General features: G+C 66.6%; 13 protein-coding genes and 2 tRNA genes. 4 read left to right on the top strand and 11 right to left on the bottom strand.

Annotation, left to right across the window (positions count from 1 at the left end; genetic code table 11):
* Positions 1-63: 63 nt before the first annotated feature.
* From QPK32_RS24785 to QPK32_RS24795, 3 genes are all read right to left on the bottom strand, one after another.
* A complete protein-coding gene (locus QPK32_RS24785; protein WP_290415458.1) occupies positions 64-2,349 on the bottom strand; it encodes a polysaccharide biosynthesis tyrosine autokinase in 2,286 nt (761 codons plus the stop codon).
* Between the two features lie 60 nt (positions 2,350-2,409).
* Positions 2,410-3,558, bottom strand: a complete 1,149-nt coding sequence (locus QPK32_RS24790; RefSeq protein ID WP_290415459.1) for a polysaccharide biosynthesis/export family protein — start codon at positions 3,556-3,558, stop codon at positions 2,410-2,412.
* Positions 3,559-3,693: 135 nt separating this feature from the next.
* Entirely contained in the window at positions 3,694-5,640 is a 1,947-nt protein-coding gene (locus QPK32_RS24795; RefSeq protein ID WP_290415460.1) for an energy transducer TonB, read from the bottom strand.
* Positions 5,641-5,799: 159 nt separating this feature from the next.
* Between QPK32_RS24795 and QPK32_RS24800 the strand changes: the two genes are divergently transcribed.
* Complete coding sequence (locus tag QPK32_RS24800; RefSeq protein WP_290415461.1) at positions 5,800-7,104, top strand: family 1 glycosylhydrolase; 1,305 nt, start codon at positions 5,800-5,802, stop codon at positions 7,102-7,104.
* A gap of 12 nt (positions 7,105-7,116) precedes the next feature.
* Here the strand turns inward: QPK32_RS24800 and QPK32_RS24805 are convergent, their stop codons facing one another.
* A complete protein-coding gene (locus QPK32_RS24805) occupies positions 7,117-8,082 on the bottom strand; it encodes an MBL fold metallo-hydrolase (protein ID WP_290415462.1) in 966 nt (321 codons plus the stop codon).
* Between the two features lie 232 nt (positions 8,083-8,314).
* Here QPK32_RS24805 and QPK32_RS24810 point away from each other — a divergent pair, with 232 nt between their 5' ends.
* Positions 8,315-9,895, top strand: a complete 1,581-nt coding sequence (locus QPK32_RS24810; protein WP_290415463.1) for a sensor domain-containing diguanylate cyclase — start codon at positions 8,315-8,317, stop codon at positions 9,893-9,895.
* Between the two features lie 140 nt (positions 9,896-10,035).
* The gene (locus QPK32_RS24815; protein ID WP_290415464.1) at positions 10,036-11,058 is read left to right on the top strand and encodes an acyltransferase; all 1,023 of its coding nucleotides are present in this window, start codon (positions 10,036-10,038) and stop codon (positions 11,056-11,058) included.
* 19 nt (positions 11,059-11,077) lie between these two features.
* On the opposite strand, the gene QPK32_RS24820 is transcribed toward QPK32_RS24815, so the two are convergent.
* The 6 genes from QPK32_RS24820 to QPK32_RS24845 all read right to left on the bottom strand — a co-directional run bounded on the left by QPK32_RS24820 (position 11,078) and on the right by QPK32_RS24845 (position 16,457).
* Positions 11,078-11,154 (bottom strand) — tRNA-Arg (locus tag QPK32_RS24820).
* Between the two features lie 81 nt (positions 11,155-11,235).
* Positions 11,236-11,312 (bottom strand) — tRNA-Pro (locus tag QPK32_RS24825).
* Between the two features lie 79 nt (positions 11,313-11,391).
* On the bottom strand, positions 11,392-12,726 hold the full coding sequence (glmM, locus tag QPK32_RS24830) for a phosphoglucosamine mutase (RefSeq protein ID WP_290415465.1): 1,335 nt from the start codon (positions 12,724-12,726) through the stop codon (positions 11,392-11,394).
* An 11-nt stretch (positions 12,727-12,737) separates the two neighbouring features.
* Complete coding sequence (gene folP, locus QPK32_RS24835) at positions 12,738-13,580, bottom strand: dihydropteroate synthase (protein ID WP_290415466.1); 843 nt, start codon at positions 13,578-13,580, stop codon at positions 12,738-12,740.
* 91 nt (positions 13,581-13,671) lie between these two features.
* Positions 13,672-15,555 carry an ATP-dependent zinc metalloprotease FtsH gene (ftsH, locus tag QPK32_RS24840; protein WP_290415467.1) on the bottom strand — a complete coding sequence of 628 codons (1,884 nt, stop codon included), beginning with the start codon at positions 15,553-15,555 and terminating at the stop codon, positions 13,672-13,674.
* A 254-nt stretch (positions 15,556-15,809) separates the two neighbouring features.
* Positions 15,810-16,457 (bottom strand): RlmE family RNA methyltransferase, encoded by a 648-nt coding sequence (locus QPK32_RS24845; RefSeq protein WP_290415468.1) that lies wholly within the window; start codon positions 16,455-16,457, stop codon positions 15,810-15,812.
* Positions 16,458-16,502: 45 nt separating this feature from the next.
* On the opposite strand from QPK32_RS24845, the gene yhbY reads away from it, so the two are divergent.
* Positions 16,503-16,970: a ribosome assembly RNA-binding protein YhbY gene (yhbY, locus tag QPK32_RS24850; protein WP_290415469.1), complete on the top strand. Its 468-nt coding sequence runs from the start codon at positions 16,503-16,505 to the stop codon at positions 16,968-16,970.
* A 148-nt stretch (positions 16,971-17,118) separates the two neighbouring features.
* Here the strand turns inward: yhbY and QPK32_RS24855 are convergent, their stop codons facing one another.
* A complete protein-coding gene (locus tag QPK32_RS24855; protein WP_290415470.1) occupies positions 17,119-17,559 on the bottom strand; it encodes a DUF4149 domain-containing protein in 441 nt (146 codons plus the stop codon).
* Between the last annotated feature and the right edge of the window lie 5 nt (positions 17,560-17,564).

Raw genomic sequence — 17,564 nt, forward strand, 5'->3', positions numbered from 1 at the left:
AAGCGGGACGGGTGTTGCAGCCCGTCCCGCTTCCTGGCCAGCCGATGGCGCACGGCGCACGCGTCACCCCTTCGAGAAGCCGATCTGCCCCGCGATCCCGAAGCGCGGGTGGGCGCCGTACGCGCCCAGGCGCGGCGCCATGTCGTTGAACAGCACGCCTTGCGGAGACACGCCGGCGTGGTTCAGGCGCTTGATCGACTCGTTGATCTGGGCCTCGTTGGTACGGCCCGAGCGCGCCACGATGAAGACGGCGCCGGCGTGGGCGCCGATGATCAGCGCGTCGGCGACCTCGAGCAGCGGCGGCGGATCGACCAGCACCAGGTCGTAGCCGCAGGCCACCTGCTGCAGCAGGCCGCCCAGGTTCAGGTGCAGCAGGAATTCCGAGCGGTTCGACGGCAACTCTCCCGTCGGAATGAAGTCGAGGTTCTCGATGACGTCGTGGTGGATCACGTCCTTCGCCGGCGAGCCCTTGACGATGGCGCTCGACAGGCCGCGATCGCGCTTGACGCCGAAGTAGCGGTGCAGCTGGCCGCTGCGCAGGTCGGCATCGATCAGCAGCACGCGCTTGCCGCTCGCGGCCATCACGGCGGCGAAGTTGGCCGAGACGAAGGACTTGCCCAGCCCCCGGGTGGGACCGGCGAACATCACGATGTTGTTGCGGAAATGCGGCATCGAGAACTGCAGCGCGGCGCGGAAGCTGCGCAGGCTCTCGACGGCCGGGTCTTCCGGCATGATCCGGGCCAGCAGCGGCAGGATGCCGTCCCTGCGCGACTTGCGCATCAGCTTGTCCTGGTTGCTGCTGTGCGGGATCGTGGCGTACACGACGCGCGCGCGCAGCAGGCGCTCGATCCGGTACGGGTCGTCGATGCCGCCGGCCAGGGACTTGCGCGCGAACGCGAGCAGCGTGCCCAGGAACAGGCCGGTAACGACGGCCAGCGCGACGATCAGGGCCCGGTTCGGCTTGATCGGCTTTTCCGGCGGGATCGGCGCATCGACCATGCGCACGTTGCTCACGCGTCCGACCGAGATCAGGCGCAGTTGCTGGGCCGTGTTCGACAGCGCCGTGTAGAGGTCGGTATTGACCTTGATGTCGCGCGTCAGGCGCGCCTCGTCCTGCTCCAGCTCGGGCAGCGACTTGATGCGGGCGTTGATCTCGGCGATCTCGGCATCGACTTCCTGGCGCTGGCGGTTGATCGCGACCATGATCGGATGGTCTTCCGTGAACCGTGCCAGCAATTCCGTCTTCTTCTGGATCAGCTCGATCCTGCGGGTGCGCGCCGCGGCCGCCTGCGCCAGGCTCATGCGCGCCTCTTCCTGCAGGTCGACGGTGCCGTGCCGGTTGCGGAACTGGTTGTAGCGGTCCTCGGCCTGTTCCAGCTGGCGCTTGAGCACGGGCAGCTGCTGGTTCAGGAAGGCCAGCGACTTTTCCGCCTCCTCGGTCTTGCGCGCCAGGTTCTGGCGCATGTATTCCCTTCCGATCTCGCTCAGCACGCTGTGGGTGCGGCGCGCGCTCTCGCCCTGGAGCTTGACCTGGATGATGCCCGACTGCTTGCCCTGCTCCGTGATCATGAGCGCATTCTGGATCCCCTGGATCATGGCCACGCGCGACATGCGCCGCAGCGTGAAGCGCGCCCCGGCGTTCGCCTGCATGCGCTCGACCTTCAGTTCGATCGTGCCCTCGGGCACCGGCACGCGGTAGCGCAGGCCCACGTCGCCGTCGAACACGATGCGCTGGCCGCCGCCGGAAAAACGGAAGCGCTGCTTGCCCAGGGCCGTCAGCGTGAATTCGCGGCCCAGCCAGGCCTCCGGCACCTCGAACAGCGGCACCTCGGCCTTTTCTCCGCCCCATACATAGCCGCCGTAGCCGAACAGGCCCGGCTGCGACAGCGCCCCGCCGTTCTGGTTGGCGAACCAGAAGCCGGCGATGGGGAAATACTTCGGCCGCACGTCGATGCACAGCCGCAGGTTGTCGACCGCGCGCGACACCACCATGCGCGAGCGCAGCAGTTCCATCTCGGCGATCGCGGCCTTCTTGGTCTCGAACAGCGAGGACGCTTCGCTCAGGATGTTCTTCGAGGCGTTCGGGCTTTCCTCCTCGACGTGGATCATCAGGTTCGCCTCGTAGACGGGCTTGGCGACGAGGGCGTACAGCACGGCCACCAGCGTGATCAGCGCCGTGATGCCGCCGATCAGCCAGCGGTTGTCGAACAGCGTGTTCAGGTAGCCCTTGAGGTCGAACGCCGGCTCTTCCTGGGGGCCGTCGACGACGCGCGGGTCGAACGGCACGGACAGCAGCGGCGGACGGGGAACGACGGGCGTCAGGGATTGCGGTTCTCCAGGCATGGTCATGGCTGGCTCCGGTAATACACGGCGATGGGGCTTGCAGTTCGGGTCGGCACTGCCAGGCCCTCAAGGCCGGTTGGTCGCGTTGACGGCCGAGGTGAGCGCGCCGGGGAACAGGAGGCTCAGGTTGCGGTTCCAGTTGGCCAGCGGCGTGGCCGCCACGTAGACGATGTCCTTGGGCCGCAGCTCGAAGGCCTCGGCCATCGCCAGCGAGCCGGCCACGCGCGCGTCGAGCTGGAACACGCGGGTGCGCTCCGTTTCCTTGCGCACGACATAGACCTGGCGCGCGTCGCCGGACAGCGGGCTGATGCCGCCGCTCTCGCCCAGCGCCTCGTTGAGGGTAAGGCGGCCGTCGTGCATGGTCAGCGCCTTGGGCGTGACGACCTCGCCGGACACGAACACCTTGCTTTCGTCGCGCGAACGCACGCGCACCACGTCGCCCGGGGCCAGCATCACCAGGCCGGGATTGATGTTGCGCTGGACGAGGTCGCGCAGGTTGATCAGGTGGCGCTCCTGGCCCCGCTCGATCAGGATGCGGCTCTGGTCGGCCGTGGGCAGCAGGCCGCCGGCGCGGTTCAGCGCCTCGACCAGCGTCATCGGAATGTCGTTGATCGCCTGCAGGCCGGGCGCCTTGACCTCGCCGTCGATGTACACGCGCTTGCTGCGGTAGGCCTGCACGCGCAGCGTGACGTTCGGATGGGCGATGTACTTGGCCAGCCTGGTGGTGAGCAGCGTGGCCGCGCCCTCCTCCGTGAGACCCTGGACCGTCAGCAGGCCGGCCAGCGGGAACTGGATGCGGCCCTGATGGTCGACGACGTAGCCCTGCGGCGCCGCGGTGGCGGTGGCCGCGGCGGCCGCCACGGGGTCTGGGGCGGACGAGGTGACGAGGGTGCCCGTGAGCTCGGGGTGGTCCCAGACGACGATGGACAGGATGTCGCCGACGCCGATGGCATAGGGCGGCGGATCGGGCACCAGCAGGCGGTCGAGGTCCTGGTTGGCCTGCTCCCGGTACTGCTGCTTTTCCGTTGCGATCAATTGTTCCGTGATCATTTCGGTCGGCGGCGCGGGTTCGTTCGCGGCCCCGTCCTGGGAACGGAACTGGATGCCGTGCGAACAGCCGGCGAGCATCGCCGCGGACACGAAGGCGAAGACGAGGACGTGCGCGAGCGCCAGGAACAACGCGCGCGCCGAGAATTGCGTCGTGGAAGCATGCATGGTTGCCTGTCGATATGTGCTGCCAGCCTCTGGCAATCAGAGTCAGGGTAAGCCGCTTACCCATATCGGCTTTAATGCACGTCAAACGGCAGGCTCAGGTCAGCCGTGGTCCGCGGCGGACCACGGCCGCAGGCGTCAGCGCACCTCTTCCAGCAGGCGCAGCACGCCGGCGAAGCTCCACACGCGGCGCAGTTCGATCACGTCGTACTGGGCGGCGACGTTGGGCGGGAACGCCGCGTAGCGCGCGTTCAGGCGCACGATGCGGCGCACCACCTCGTCGATGTCCGGACGTCCGCTGGAGCGCACGATGACCACGTCCTCGACGCTGCCGTCGCTGCGGATCGCCACGCTGACCACCGGGTCGATGCGCACGCCACCTTCGAGCTGGGCGGTGCTCAGGATGGCGTTGCGCTCGATCTTCTGGCGCACGCCGTCGATGTACATGCGCAGGGGCACGTCGCGGCGCGCCGCATCGGCCAGCGCGCGGCGCAGCGCCCTGGCCGCCTCCTCGGCCGGACGCATCGCCTGCGGCACCGACTTGCCGATGTCGAGGCCGCGCACCAGGTCGCGTGCGCGCGACGCCAGGTCGCCGCCCGCCGCGCCGCGCGGCACCGCGCCGCCGCCGGCACCGCCAGTGCCCGTCCCCGATCCAGCCGCAGCGCCTGCCCCCGGTGCGCGCACGCCGCCGAAGTCGTCGCCGGCCGGCGCCGGGCGCGCCGCCTCCTGGCGCGCCAGGCGCGCGTTGTCCTCGGCCTGGCGGCGCGCCTGCTCGACGGCCTGGGCACGCTGGCGCTCCTGTTCGGCTGCCTGCTGGCGCGCCGCTTCCTCGGCGCGCCGCTGCTGCGCCTGCTGCTGGGCCACCTGCTCCGCCCGCTCCTGCTCGATCTGCTGCGCACGCTGCCGTTCGACCTGGCGGCGCGTGCGTTCCTCGGCCTCGCGCTGCGCCAGCTGCTGCTCGGCCTGCTGCTGCGCGATCTGCTGCTGCGCGATCTGCTGCTGCGCGATCTGCTGCGCGCGCTCCTGCTCGGCCCGCTCATGGTCTGCCCGCTCCTGCGCCAGCTGCGCCAGCCGCTGCTGCTCGGCCAATTGCTGGCGCGCCAGCTCCTCGGCCTGGCGCTGCTGGGCCGCGAGTTGCTGCGCACGCTGCTGCTCGGCCTGCTGCTGCGCCTGCTGCCGGGCCAGCTGCTCGGCAGCCTGGCGTTCCTCCTGGCGGGCGCGCTGCCGCGCCTCGTCCGCCAGGCGCGCGTCGTCAACCAGGCGCTGGCGCTGCGCGAGTTCCTGCTGGTAACGCGCGTCGTCCTGGGCCAGGCGCCGTTCCTGCTCGTCGCGCTGGCGGCGCGCGGCGGCGTCCGTCTCGGCCAGCAGGGCGGCCTCTTCGGCGTCGCGCCTTGCGGCGCGTTCCTGTTCGCGCTGTTCGGCAAGGCGCTCGCGTTCGCGCAGGCGCTCCTGCTCGCGTCGTTCTTCCGCCGCGGCCTCTTCCCGCGCCAGCGCCTCGGCCTGCGCGGCATCGTCCTCGGCATCGGATGCTGCATCGGCCACGGCGTCGGGCAAGGCGGCGACCTCGGGCAGCGGCACCTTGAAGTCGCTGTCCTCACGCGTGTCCCGGGCGATCACGCGCTCGTGCAGCGTGTCCGCCAGCGGCTTCGGGCGCGGCTTCGGGCGGCGCCGCGCGAGCCGCTGGGTGACGGCGGGCCGTGCCGGCGCCGGCGCGGTCGGCGGGGCCGGCTTGGCCGGATCGAGCAGCGTGAAGCCGCGCCGCGCTGCGGCCGGCGCCGGTGCGGCACGCACGGGCGCGGCGGCAGGCGCCGGCTGAACGGAAGGCGTTGCCAGCGCCGTGGCCACGGATGGCGCAGGAACCGGCACGGGCGGCGCCGGCGGCACGGTCGCAGGGACCGTCACCGGCGCCGGCGGCGCCAGGCGCACCGACAGCGGCGCGCCCGGGCCCGGCCTCAATCCCGGCACGCCGAACTGCAGCGCCAGCAACAGGCAATGCAGCAGGATGGAAACCAGCAATCCCCACGCGAGACGGCGCTGGGAAGGATCCATGGAATGGGCGGCCGGAGCCGTGGCGGCGGTGGTCATGCGGGTGTCGTCGAATGGATGTAGCAGATGGGAAATATTGCCCGATTGATAGCATAGCTTACACGCGGCAGTAAAGCACGCGCGCACGCTTGGGCTGCACGGTTCTGGACGCCGTTCCCCTTCCCGCTACAATGAAGCGGACGACCTGCAGGGGGCGGCATGGCATCTCCGGGATTCATCTTCGCGACAGGCATCGAGAACAGCATCCCGACCATCCAGGACGGCCGGGTACGCATGGACGAGATGGAAAAGTGCGGCCACTACCGCCACTGGCGCACGGACTTCGACCTGGTCGAGGAACTGGGCCTGAAGGTGCTGCGCTACGGCGCCCCGCTGCACCGCACCTGGCTCGGTCCCGAGCGGCACGACTGGGAATTCGCCGACCTCGCGTTCAACGACCTGCGGCGCCGTAACATCGCCTGCATCGTCGACCTGTGCCATTTCGGCGTGCCCGACTGGATCGGCAACTTCCAGAATCCCGACTTTCCCGAGCTGTTCGCCGCCTACGCCGGCACCTTCGCCCGCCGCTATCCCTGGCTGCAGCTCTATACCCCGATCAACGAGATGTCGATCTGCGCCCTGTTCTCCGCCCTGTACGGCTGGTGGAACGAGCAGATGACGACGGACCGCGGGTTCGTCACGGCGCTCAAGCACATCGTCAAGGCCAATGTGCTGGCCATGCACGCCATCCTGCAGGTGCGTCCCGATGCGCTGTTCGTGCAGAGCGAGTCGAGCGAATATTTTCACGCCGAAAGCCCGGCCGCGATCGGTCCGGCCGAGCTGCGCAATGCGCGCCGCTTCCTGTCGCTCGACCTGAACTTCGGCCGCCGCGTCGATTCCGACATGTACGAATACATGCTCGACAACGGCATGACGCGCGACGAGTACCACTTCTTCCTGCAGAACAACCTGAAGCACCACTGCATCATGGGCAACGATTACTACCAGACCAACGAGCACTACGTGTCGCCCGACGGCCTGACGCGCGCGGCCGGCGAGATCTTCGGCTACGCCGTGATCACCCACCAGTACTACAACCGCTACCGCCTGCCCGTGATGCACACGGAAACCAATCTGTGCGAAGGACCGCGCGGCGACGAGGCCGTCTACTGGCTGCGCAAGGAATGGGCCAACGTGCTGAGGGTGCGCAACAACGGCGTGCCGCTGGTGGGCTTTACCTGGTACTCGCTGACCGACCAGGTCGACTGGGACACGGCGCTGCGCGAGGACAACGGCAACGTCAACGCGCTCGGCCTGTTCGACCTGGACCGCAAGATCCGTCCCGTCGGCATCGCCTACAAGGAGCTCGTGCGCGACTGGATGGCGGTGCTGCCGACGCAGAGTGTATGCTTGCAGGTACCGATCGTGATGCCGCACGAGTTCCAGCGCCAGGTCCAGCCGCCCACCGGCTGGCCGTTCGACGACGACGCCACCCTCGCCCCGCCCACCGAGGAACGGGAATGAGCGCCGGCGCCGCTACCGACGGTTCGGCACGAAGGTATAGGTCTCGCCGTGCGCCAGGTAGACCACCTGCTGTTCCAGGCCCGCGGCCTGCACCTCGCGCGCGAAATCGGCCAGCGGCGACTTGAACACGTCGTAGTCGTTGTAATGGATCGGAATCGCCTTCTTCGGCTGCACGATCTGCATCAGCTGCACGCCGTCCTTGCCATCCATCGTCACCTTGAACACGCCCAGGATGCGCGTGCCGCCCAGGTGCAGCAGCGCCAGGTCGATGCCGGGGAAGCGCTGCGGGATGTTCCGGAGGTCGTCGTAGACCAGCGTGTCGCCGCTGATGTACATGCGGTACGAGGGCGTGGCGGGGTTCGGGCCGAAGTCCAGCACCGACCCCATCACGCTGGGGAGCAGCGCCTGCATGCCGGCCTTGCCGTGGCGCCCGGGGGCGGCGGTGATGCGCAATTTCGCTTCGCCCTTCTCCACCTCGACGGCATCCCAGGTCGCCAGGCCGATCGTGCGCGTGAAGCCCAGCTCCTTCAGTTTTCCGGCCGCACCCGTGGTGGTGACGACGGGCGTGTTGCGCGCCAGCTTTTCCTGCACCAGCTTGTCGAAATGGTCTTCGTGCAGGTGCGACAGGATGACGAGGTCGATGGGCGGCAATTGCGCAAGATCGATGGCGGGATTGGTCAGGCGCTCCGACGTGAGGCCGTAGCCCAGGTGCACGTGGTCGCCCTTGTGCAGGAAGTTCGGGTCGGTGAGGATCGTCAAACCCTGGTAGTGGATCAGGACCGTCGCCGTGCCGATGAATTGCACGCTGCCGCTCGCCTGGCTGTCGGCCGGGGCGCTTGCGGCAGGCAGCCGCAGCGACGACACTTGTCCCTGCGCGGCCGGCTTGGCCGCGTCCTGGGCACGGCCCGGCGATCCCGCCAGGGCCAGGACGACCGCGGGGATGAGAACGGTCCACTTGCGCATACGATTCCTCGACATGGAAACTCCTTGATGACGGTATCAGCGCAGCGACGTTATCACGATCACAAGAGCGATGTCGTTACCTTGCAACGACGCATGTTTTTGCAGTCATTCACCTGATCGGCACACAAATCTGATGTATATACAACAAACTCGTGTTTAACGCCTTCCACTAAACATTTTTGTTGCCGTCGACCAAGATTTTTCTTGTAGACTTGTCAGTCTGGCACTTTACATTTGCGGGGAAGCCTTGATTCCACATGGCGCCACGGCCGTGGTGCGCGACGAGAACGACGCCGGTCAGCATACGGACACGGTTGCGACGCTGCGTCGCCGGCGCCGTCCCATCATTCCCATCACGATCGCCTTCATCGTGCTGGCCAATATCGCGCTGGCGGCGATGCTCGTCTGGAGCAGCCTGAACGCGCGCAGCCTGCAGCTGGAAAACGCCACGATCTCCACCGCCAACACGGCCCAGGCACTGGCCGACCAGGCCCACTCCGCCGTCAAGATGGCGGACACGATCCTGGTCGGCATGATCGACCGCATCGAGAACGAAGGCTTGTCCACGCCCCAGGCGCTGCGCCTGCGCCGCGTGATGACGGAGCACCTGGCCGACGGCCCCGGCCTGCAGGGCCTGTTCATCTACGATGCGGCCGGCAACTGGGTCGTGAATTCCGTCAACCCCGCGTTCGAAGGCAGGAACAACGCCGACCGCGCCTATTTCCGCTACCACCGCGACCATCCGGACCGCGGCCCCCTCGTCGGCGCCCCCATCCTCGGGCGTGCGAGCAACGCCTGGGTGATCCCGATCTCGCGCCGCCTCGAGCATCGGGACGGCAGCTTCGCCGGCGTCGTGCTGGCGACGATCAAGATCGACTTCTTCCGCCGCGTCTACCGCCGGCTCGACGTCGGCACCGACGGCGACATCGCGCTGGCCCTGGCCGACGGCACGCTCATCGTGGGCACGCCTTTCCTGGAATCGGGCATCGGCAGGAACATCGCCGCCACGCCCGCCTTCCGCGCCATACCCGCCGGGGAACCCAAGGGCACGTTCGAAGCCACGCAGGACGGCAACCCACGCCTGTACAGCTTCGCACGCGCGAGCGGCTACCCGCTGGTGCTGCTGGTCTCGCGCTCCAAGGACGCGCTGATGACGGGCTGGCGCAACACGACGGCGGCCGTCAGCGTCGCCCTGCTGCTGCTGATCGGCGGCCTGGCCGCGCTGGGCTGGCGCCTGGTCCACCAGATCGGCCTGCGCGACCGCCTGGAGCACGAACTACTGGACACCAAGGCCGCCCTCGAGACGACGAACGCCACGCTGGCCTCGCTCGCCTACGTCGACGGCCTGACGGGCCTGTTCAACCGCCGCTACTACGAACAGGCGCTGGACCGCGAACTGCAGCGCGCCCGCCGCCTCGGCGCGCCATTGGCGCTGCTGATGCTCGACGTCGACCACTTCAAGAAATACAACGACCACTACGGCCACCCGGCCGGCGACACCTGCCTCGCCCAAGTCGGCGAAGCGATCCAGCGCGGCCTGCGCCGCCCCGGCGACGTGGCGGCGCGCTACGGCGGCGAGGAATTCGTCGTGCTGCTGCCGTCGACGGACATGGCCGGCGCCACGGCCGTCGCGGAAGCGATCCGCGCCGGGGTCGAGGAGCAGGCGCTGGCGCACGCGCAGGCGCCGGGCGGGATCGTGACGATCAGCGTGGGCGTGTGCGTGCTGGTGCCGTCCGACGCGGACGATGCGGCCGAGCTCGTCAATCGGGCGGATGCGGCCTTGTACCGGGCGAAGCAGGCGGGGAGGAATCGGGTGGCGTTCGGCTGAACGCCTGGTGGAGTTGTTCGTAGCAACGAAGCGATGACTGTCCGCGACCAAGATCTATGCCGGATGAATATTTAAAGACAACACCATAAAGCAGGCTCATAACGTAGTAGTCTTAAGCTACGTCAATACGAGAGCTTGCCATGGGACGAATCCAGAGCGTGGATGTGTGCAGGGTATTTGCCATCGTTGCCGTCATCTGCCTGCATACGGCAGCCTATGACGGCCCCCACGCGGTGGGCAGAGACATGGATGGGGCGACGTTCCTCGTCAACGCCAGCAGGTTCGCCGTACCGATGTTCTTTGTCCTGGCCGGCTACTTTCTGGGGCGTTACGCGGCGCCGGACGTCATGCGCGCCTCGATCAGGACCAGCAAGCGGATGCTGCTCATGTTCCTCGTGTGGTCATGCGTGTACCTCGCGGTCGCAGGCGTAAGGTTCTCGCTCGACAACGGCGTGGCTGGCACCGTCAAGCAACTGTACTGGACACTGCTGGAACCGCGCACTGTCCTGCTCGCGCTGCTGGAAGGACCCAAGGTGCATCTGTGGTTCCTTCCCGCTTTCATCTCCATCGTCCTGATTGCAGGCGTGCTCGTCGCACGAGGCCTGGACACGCTGCTGCTGCCGCTCGGCGCGGTGCTCTTCGGGCTCGCCCTTGCCGGCGGGCCGTATGCCCCGGTCTTCGACCTCGAGAGCCCCATCAATACGCGCAACGGCCCCTTCTTCGGCATGATTTTCTTCGCGACGGGCTTCCTGCTTCAGCGCATGGGACAGCATCCGGCGTGGCTGCCGCTGGGCATGACGCTGACACTGGCCGGGTTCGCGCTGCAGCTCGCCGAGGTGCAGTGGCTGCATGGCCGCTGGGGCACCAGCATGTCCCAGGATTTCGTCGGCGGCACCTATCTGTTCGGCGTCGGCGTGGCGCTCGTGGCCTTGTCGAATCCGCGACTACTGCAGTTGCCCATGGTGGCATCGGCCGGCGAACTCGTGCTGGGAATCTACGCCTCGCACTACCTCTTCATCGACCTGATGCGTCCCCTGGACAATGATTACCACGGCATTTTTGCGTGGGATCTTGCGTATGTGGCTGGCGTGTTCGTCCTGGCGGCGTGCGCGACATACGTGCTGTGGCGTTATCCGCCCACGCGCCGCTTCGTCGCGCCTTGACGTCATGCCGTGGCGGGTGTGGCCTGCCCAGCTGGGTTCGAACCAGCGACCCTCAGCTTAGAAGGCTGATGCTCTATCCAACTGAGCTATGGGCAGTTTGGTGATCCGGTCCCGCATGCACGGGACGGCATCATGATATGAAAACGGGCCGTCGTCGACAGCCCGTCTGCAAAACGGTGGTCGGAGTACAAGGATTCGAACCTTGGACCCCCTGCTCCCAAAGCAGGTGCGCTACCGGGCTGCGCTACACTCCGATTGCGGGGATCATACTCCGGCGCCGGGACAGCGTCAATGAAGCCGCCCGGCGTCCTCCGTCCTGCCTGGAAAGCGGATTCAGCCTTCGAAGCGGGCCGCGATGCGCTTGGCCATCGATTCGGCCAGCTCGGCCTCCTTGGCCTCGACCATCACGCGCACCAGCGGCTCGGTGCCGGACGGGCGGATCAGCACGCGGCCCTTGTCGCCCAGCTCGCGCTCCACGGCTTCCTTCTCGGCGACGACGGCCTCGTTCTTCGTCCAGTCGAAGCCCGGCTGCACGCGCACGTTGATCAGGGTTTGCGGGAACAGCGTGAGTTCGCTGCAGCAGTCGGCCAGGCTCTTGCCGGAGCGTTTGAGCGCGGTCAGGACCTGCAGCGCGGAGACGATGCCGTCGCCCGTCGTGTGCTTGTCCAGGGCCAGCAGGTGGCCGGAGCCCTCGCCGCCCAGGATCCAGCCCCGTTCCTGCATCAGTTCCAGCACGTAGCGGTCGCCGACCTTGGCGCGTGCGAAGCCCACGCCCATGTCCTTGAACGCGACTTCGAGCGCCATGTTCGTCATCAGGGTGCCGACGGCGCCTGCGACGGGGCCCGTCGCCAGGCGCGCGCGCACCATCACGTAGAGCAGCTCGTCGCCGTTGTACAGGCGGCCGTTGGCGTCGCACATGATCAGGCGGTCGGCGTCGCCATCCAGCGCGATGCCGAGGTCGGCCTTGTTCTCGACGACGGCGCGCGCCATCGCCTGGGGCGCCGTGGCGCCGACGCCGGCGTTGATGTTGAAGCCGTCCGGCTTCGTGCCCAGCTCGATCACTTCGGCGCCCAGTTCATGGAACACGTGCGGGGCGATGTTGTAGGCGGCGCCGTGGGCGCAGTCGACGACGATCTTCAGGCCGCGCAGGTCCAGTTCGTTCGGGAAGGTGCTCTTGCAGAACTCGATGTAGCGGCCCTGGGCGTCGCGCAGGCGCGTGGCGCGGCCCAGCTTGTCCGAGGACACGCAGCCCATCGGCTGGTCCACGGCATCCTCGATTTCGCTCTCGACGGCGTCCGGCAGCTTGGTGCCGTGTTCCGAGAAGAACTTGATGCCGTTGTCCTGGAAAGGATTGTGCGAGGCCGAGATGACGACGCCGGCCTGCAGGCGCAGTGCACGCACGAGGTAGGCGATGGCCGGGGTCGGCATCGGGCCGGCCAGCATCGAGTCGACGCCGGCGGCCGAGAAGCCCGCTTCCAGCGCGGCTTCCAGCATGTAGCCGGAGATGCGGGTGTCCTTGCCGATCAGGACCACGGGACGCTTGCCGGTGCTGCCCTTGGCCAGGACCTTGCCGGCGGCATAGCCGAGGCGCATCACGAACTCGGGGGTAATGGGGGCTTCGCCCACCAGGCCACGGACACCATCCGTACCGAAATATTTGCGTGCCATTCAGTCTTTCCTTAAGTATTCGTCGTCAGCGCTTGCCAGACCTCCAGCGCATCCACCGTCTCCGCGACATCATGGACTCGCACGATCCGCGCTCCCTGCGCCACCGCAGCCAATGCCGCGCCCACGCTGCCGGCCTGGCGTTCCTCGACACGTTTGCCGCCGGTCAGCGCGCCGATCATCGTCTTGCGCGACACGCCGGCCAGTACGGGCAAGCCGAGCTCGTCGCGCAGGCGGCCCATGCCGCGGAACAAGGCCACATTATGCTCGACAGTTTTGCCAAAACCAAATCCCGGGTCAATCGTGACGCGCTCGCGTGCCACCCCGGCCGCCAGCAGCGCCTCGACCCGCTCGCGCAGGAAGGCGATCACGTCGGCCACCACGTCCTCGTAGCGCGGGTTGGCCTGCATGTTCTGCGGCGTGCCCTGCATGTGCATCACGCACAGGCCGCAATCGGCATCCTTCACCGCGTCGATGGCGCCCGGCGCGCGAAAGCCGTTGATGTCGTTGATGAGGTCGGCGCCGGCGATGATGGCCTCGCGCATCACCTCGGGTTTATAGGTGTCGATCGACAGCGGCACGCCCAGTTCGCGCAGCGCATAGATGGCGGGCATTACCCGGGCCAGCTCGTCCTGCAGCGAAACGGCCGGCGAGCCGGGACGGGTCGATTCGCCGCCGATGTCGATGATGTCGACGCCGTCGCGGATCATGCGCTCGGCCCGCTCGACGGCGAATTCCAGGCTCTGGTAGCGGCCGCCGTCGGAGAAGGAATCGGGGGTCACGTTGAGGATGCCCATCACCAGCGCGCGCTGGTTCAGGTCGTAGCCGAAACGGCCGCATTGGAAGTACTGACGCATAATAAAAAGCCAATAAAAGAAACAAAAAAAAGACACCCCGCAGGGTGTCTTTTCATGGAGCACTACCGTGGCAACGCTCCGTGGGTGCGATTCACGCCGGTGCCGTCGCGTTCTGGGCGACGCCGCCGCTGTTGTCGGTCGGCGGCGTACGCTTGGTCAGCTGCACCGATTTCGGCGGACGCGGCTCGCGGCCGGCCATGATGTCGTTGATCTGCTCGGCATCGATGGTTTCCCATTCCAGCAGGGCCTTCGTCATCATCTCGACCTTCTCGCGGTTTTCCTCGAGCAGGCGGCGGGCCAGCGCATACTGGGTGTCCAGGATGCTGCGGATCTCGGCATCGACCTTCTGCTGCGTGGCTTCCGAGATGGTCTTGACGGAGCCGCCGAAGAAGCCTTCGTTCTCGCTGTCTTCGTACACCATCACGCCCATGCTTTCCGACATGCCGAACTTGGTGACCATCGAGCGGGCCAGCTTGGTGGCGCGCGAGAAGTCGTTCGATGCGCCGGTCGACATCTGGCCGACGAAGATCTCCTCGGCGATACGGCCGCCGAACAGGATCGAGATTTCTTCCAGCATCTTGTCCTTGTAACCGGACAGGCTGTCATGCTCCGGCAGCTGCCAGGTCAGGCCCAGCGCGTAGCCGCGCGGCATGATCGTGACCTTGTGCACCGGATCGGCCTTCGGCAGCAGCTTGGCGATCACCGCGTGGCCCGACTCGTGGTAGGCCGTGTTGCGGCGCTCTTCCTCGCGCATGACCATCGACTTGCGCTCCGGACCCATGTAGATCTTGTCCTTGGCGTCTTCGAAGTCGATCATCTCGACCAGGCGCTTGCTGCGGCGCGCGGCGAACAGCGCGGCTTCGTTGACCAGGTTGGCCAGGTCGGCGCCGGAGAAGCCCGGGGTGCCGCGGGCCAGGATGTCGGCCTTCACGTCGGTGCCGATGGGCACTTTACGCATGTGCACGTTCAGGATCTGCTCGCGGCCGCGGATGTCCGGCAAACCGACCATCACCTGGCGGTCGAAACGGCCCGGACGCAGCAGCGCCTTGTCCAGCACGTCGGCGCGGTTGGTCGCGGCGATCACGATGGTGCCCGAGGAAGCCTCGAAGCCGTCCATCTCGACCAGCAGCTGGTTCAGCGTCTGTTCGCGTTCGTCGTTGCCGCCGCCCATGCCGGCGCCGCGGTGGCGGCCGACGGCGTCGATCTCGTCGATGAAGATGATGCAGGGCGAGTGCTTCTTCGCGTTCTCGAACATGTCGCGCACGCGGGACGCGCCCACGCCGACGAACATTTCGACGAAGTCCGAACCCGAGATCGAGAAGAACGGCACTTTCGCCTCGCCGGCGATGGCGCGCGCCAGCAGCGTCTTACCGGTACCCGGGGGGCCGACCATCAGCACGCCGCGCGGGATGCGGCCGCCCAGTTTCTGGAACTTGGTCGGGTCCTTCAGGAAGTCGACGATCTCGCCCACTTCTTCCTTCGCTTCGTCGCAGCCGGCGACGTCGGCGAAGGTGACGGTATTGTTGGTCTCGTCCATCATGCGCGCCTTCGACTTGCCGAACGAGAACGCCCCGCCCTTGCCGCCGCCTTGCATCTGGCGCATGAAGAACACCCAGACCCCGATCAGCAGCAGCATCGGGAACCAGGAAATGAATACTTGCTGCAGGAACGACGGCTCTTCCGGCGGCTTCACGTCGAAGCGCACGTTGTTGTCGCGCAGGTCGCCGATCAGGCCACGGTCCAGCATGGTCGCCGTGGTGCGCACCTTGCTGTCGTCGGTCAGGACCGCCGTGATGCTCGAGCCTTCGATCGTGACATCCTTGACCTTCTTCGCCTTCACGTTGTCGAGCAGCTCGGAATAGGCGATCGTCTTGGCGCCGCCCGACGTGCTGTGGTTGTCGAACTGCTTGAACAGCATGAACAACAGCAGCGCGACCACCACCCAGATGGCGGATTTGGAAAACATATTATTCACGAAGACTCCTCTGATGCGGACGCATCTTTTCCCATTTTTCAAAGGCGGATTTTACCGCAATCGGCGGACAGTACCGCGCGCACACCGGTTGCGGGCTCTTTTTAGTGCCTGTACGACACTATAACGGTTTTTGGTGCAACCTGTACGCCGCCTGCGTCGCTGTTCCGCGCCGAAGCACGAAACTCACCGCTCCCGGCTGATGTGCGGTTGCGAACGCAAATATCAAGAGCAATATTGCCGCCCCTTCGGGATTTTCAGACCGCCGGATTCTTCAGACCCCGGCCCAGCAAAAAGATTTCCGAGGATTTGTCGCGGCTGGCCTTCGGTTTGATCTGCTTGACAACCTTGAACTCGGTGCGGAACTTCTCGAGGATTTGCGTAAAGCCCATATCTTTGAAGCATTTCACCAACAATGCGCCGCCCGGCTTGAGGTGGGATTGCGAAAACTCAATGGCCAGGTCGATCAAGTCCTCCATGCGCGCGGCGTCCGCGTGCGAGATGCCGGACAGGTTCGGCGCCATGTCGGACAGCACCAGGTCGGCCATGCGGCCTTCCAGCACCTGGGCCAGTTGATCGAGCACTTCCTGTTCGCGGAAGTCGCCCTGGATGAAGTGCATGTCGGCGATCGGCTCCATCGGCAGGATGTCCAGGCCGATCATCGTGCCCTTGATGCCGCCGTCCTCGCCGCCGGCCAGCTTGCGCCGCGTGTACTGGCCCCAGCTGCCCGGGGTGCAGCCGAGGTCGACGATGACCTGGCCGGGCTTGATCAGCTTTTCGGCCTCGTCGATCTCTTTCAGCTTGTAGGCCGCACGCGCCCGGTAACCCTCTTTCTGCGCCAATTTGACATACGGGTCGTTAATGTGGTCGTGCACCCAGTTTTTGTTGAATTTGTTCTTGGCCATTAGCGTAAAATACTGCTTTTAATAGGTACCACAAAAAATATTATTATGATCAAACTTACCCCGGCCGAGCGCTCCGCCCTGCGTGCGGAAGCCCATGGACTCAATCCCGTCGTCATGATCGGCGAAGCCGGCCTCACCGAATCCGTCCTGAAGGAAATCTCGTCCAGCCTGGACGCGCACGGCCTGATCAAGGTGCGCGTGTTCGGCGACGACCGCGAAGCACGCATCGCCATGTACGAGCAGATCTGCGCCGACCTCGACGCCGCCCCCGTGCAGCACATCGGCAAACTGCTCGTGCTCTACCGTCCGAAGAAGGAAGCCGCCAAGGAACGTTCGACCAAGGCCGGCAAGGGCCTGCGCGAAGTCACCATCGTCAAGCCGAGCCCAAGCGGCACCAAGAAGCCGTCCGTCACCAAGGTCCTGCTCAAGGGTAACGAACGCGTGACCCAGGGCGGCAACATCAAGCGCGCCAAGACGCGCCAGTCCAGTACCAAGAAGACCGCGTTGAAATAAGCCGCGCGTCATCCAAAAAATTAACCGGGCCCGTGCCCGGTTTTTTTTCGTCCGTTACATCACCCCGGCTTCGTGTGGGGTGGACGGCTCCGCCGTCCACGCGTCCAACGAACGCTGCCTGAACGCGTGGACGGCACAGCCGTCCACCCTACCGCGATTTCACGACAAGGATCGCGCCCAGAATGCTTTCGACCAGGTAGCACAACTGCGACACCCCATGCAGCGTCGCGAACGTGGTCCACTGCGGCGACGCCCTCACCCCGGCCGGACCGGCCGACTCGCGGATAGCGGCCATCACCGGCTGCAAGCCCAGGTAGACGATCATGCTGCACAGGAGCATCCCGGCGATGCACCACCACAGCCAGCGCCGGCGCCGCGCATCGAGGTCGGTCGAGCGCAGCAGCACGATCGCCAGCAGCACCGCAAGCGCGATCGACAGCCAGGCTTCGCGCGTGAGCATCGTGCCCACCACGCTGCCGGCCGACGTGCTGTCGAGCACGGCGAACGCGCTCGGCGCGGCCAGGTAGCTCACGCCCCAGATGCTGCCGGCCCACAGGGCCGCCAGCAGCAGGCGGACATTCGCGATCATCGGGA

This window comes from Massilia sp. YIM B02763 (assembly GCF_030412015.1).
GTDB lineage: Bacteria > Pseudomonadota > Gammaproteobacteria > Burkholderiales > Burkholderiaceae_D > Telluria.

Coding starts and splice junctions, on each gene's coding strand:
- QPK32_RS24800 (WP_290415461.1), top strand. CDS start 5,800: ATGGCATCTCCGGGATTCATCTTCGCGACAGGCATCGAGAACAGCATC.
- QPK32_RS24805 (WP_290415462.1), bottom strand. CDS start 8,082: ATGTCGAGGAATCGTATGCGCAAGTGGACCGTTCTCATCCCCGCGGTC.
- QPK32_RS24855 (WP_290415470.1), bottom strand. CDS start 17,559: ATGATCGCGAATGTCCGCCTGCTGCTGGCGGCCCTGTGGGCCGGCAGC.
- glmM (WP_290415465.1), bottom strand. CDS start 12,726: ATGGCACGCAAATATTTCGGTACGGATGGTGTCCGTGGCCTGGTGGGC.
- folP (WP_290415466.1), bottom strand. CDS start 13,580: ATGCGTCAGTACTTCCAATGCGGCCGTTTCGGCTACGACCTGAACCAG.
- QPK32_RS24845 (WP_290415468.1), bottom strand. CDS start 16,457: ATGGCCAAGAACAAATTCAACAAAAACTGGGTGCACGACCACATTAAC.
- QPK32_RS24795 (WP_290415460.1), bottom strand. CDS start 5,640: ATGACCACCGCCGCCACGGCTCCGGCCGCCCATTCCATGGATCCTTCC.
- yhbY (WP_290415469.1), top strand. CDS start 16,503: ATGATCAAACTTACCCCGGCCGAGCGCTCCGCCCTGCGTGCGGAAGCC.
- QPK32_RS24815 (WP_290415464.1), top strand. CDS start 10,036: ATGGGACGAATCCAGAGCGTGGATGTGTGCAGGGTATTTGCCATCGTT.
- QPK32_RS24785 (WP_290415458.1), bottom strand. CDS start 2,349: ATGACCATGCCTGGAGAACCGCAATCCCTGACGCCCGTCGTTCCCCGT.
- QPK32_RS24790 (WP_290415459.1), bottom strand. CDS start 3,558: ATGCATGCTTCCACGACGCAATTCTCGGCGCGCGCGTTGTTCCTGGCG.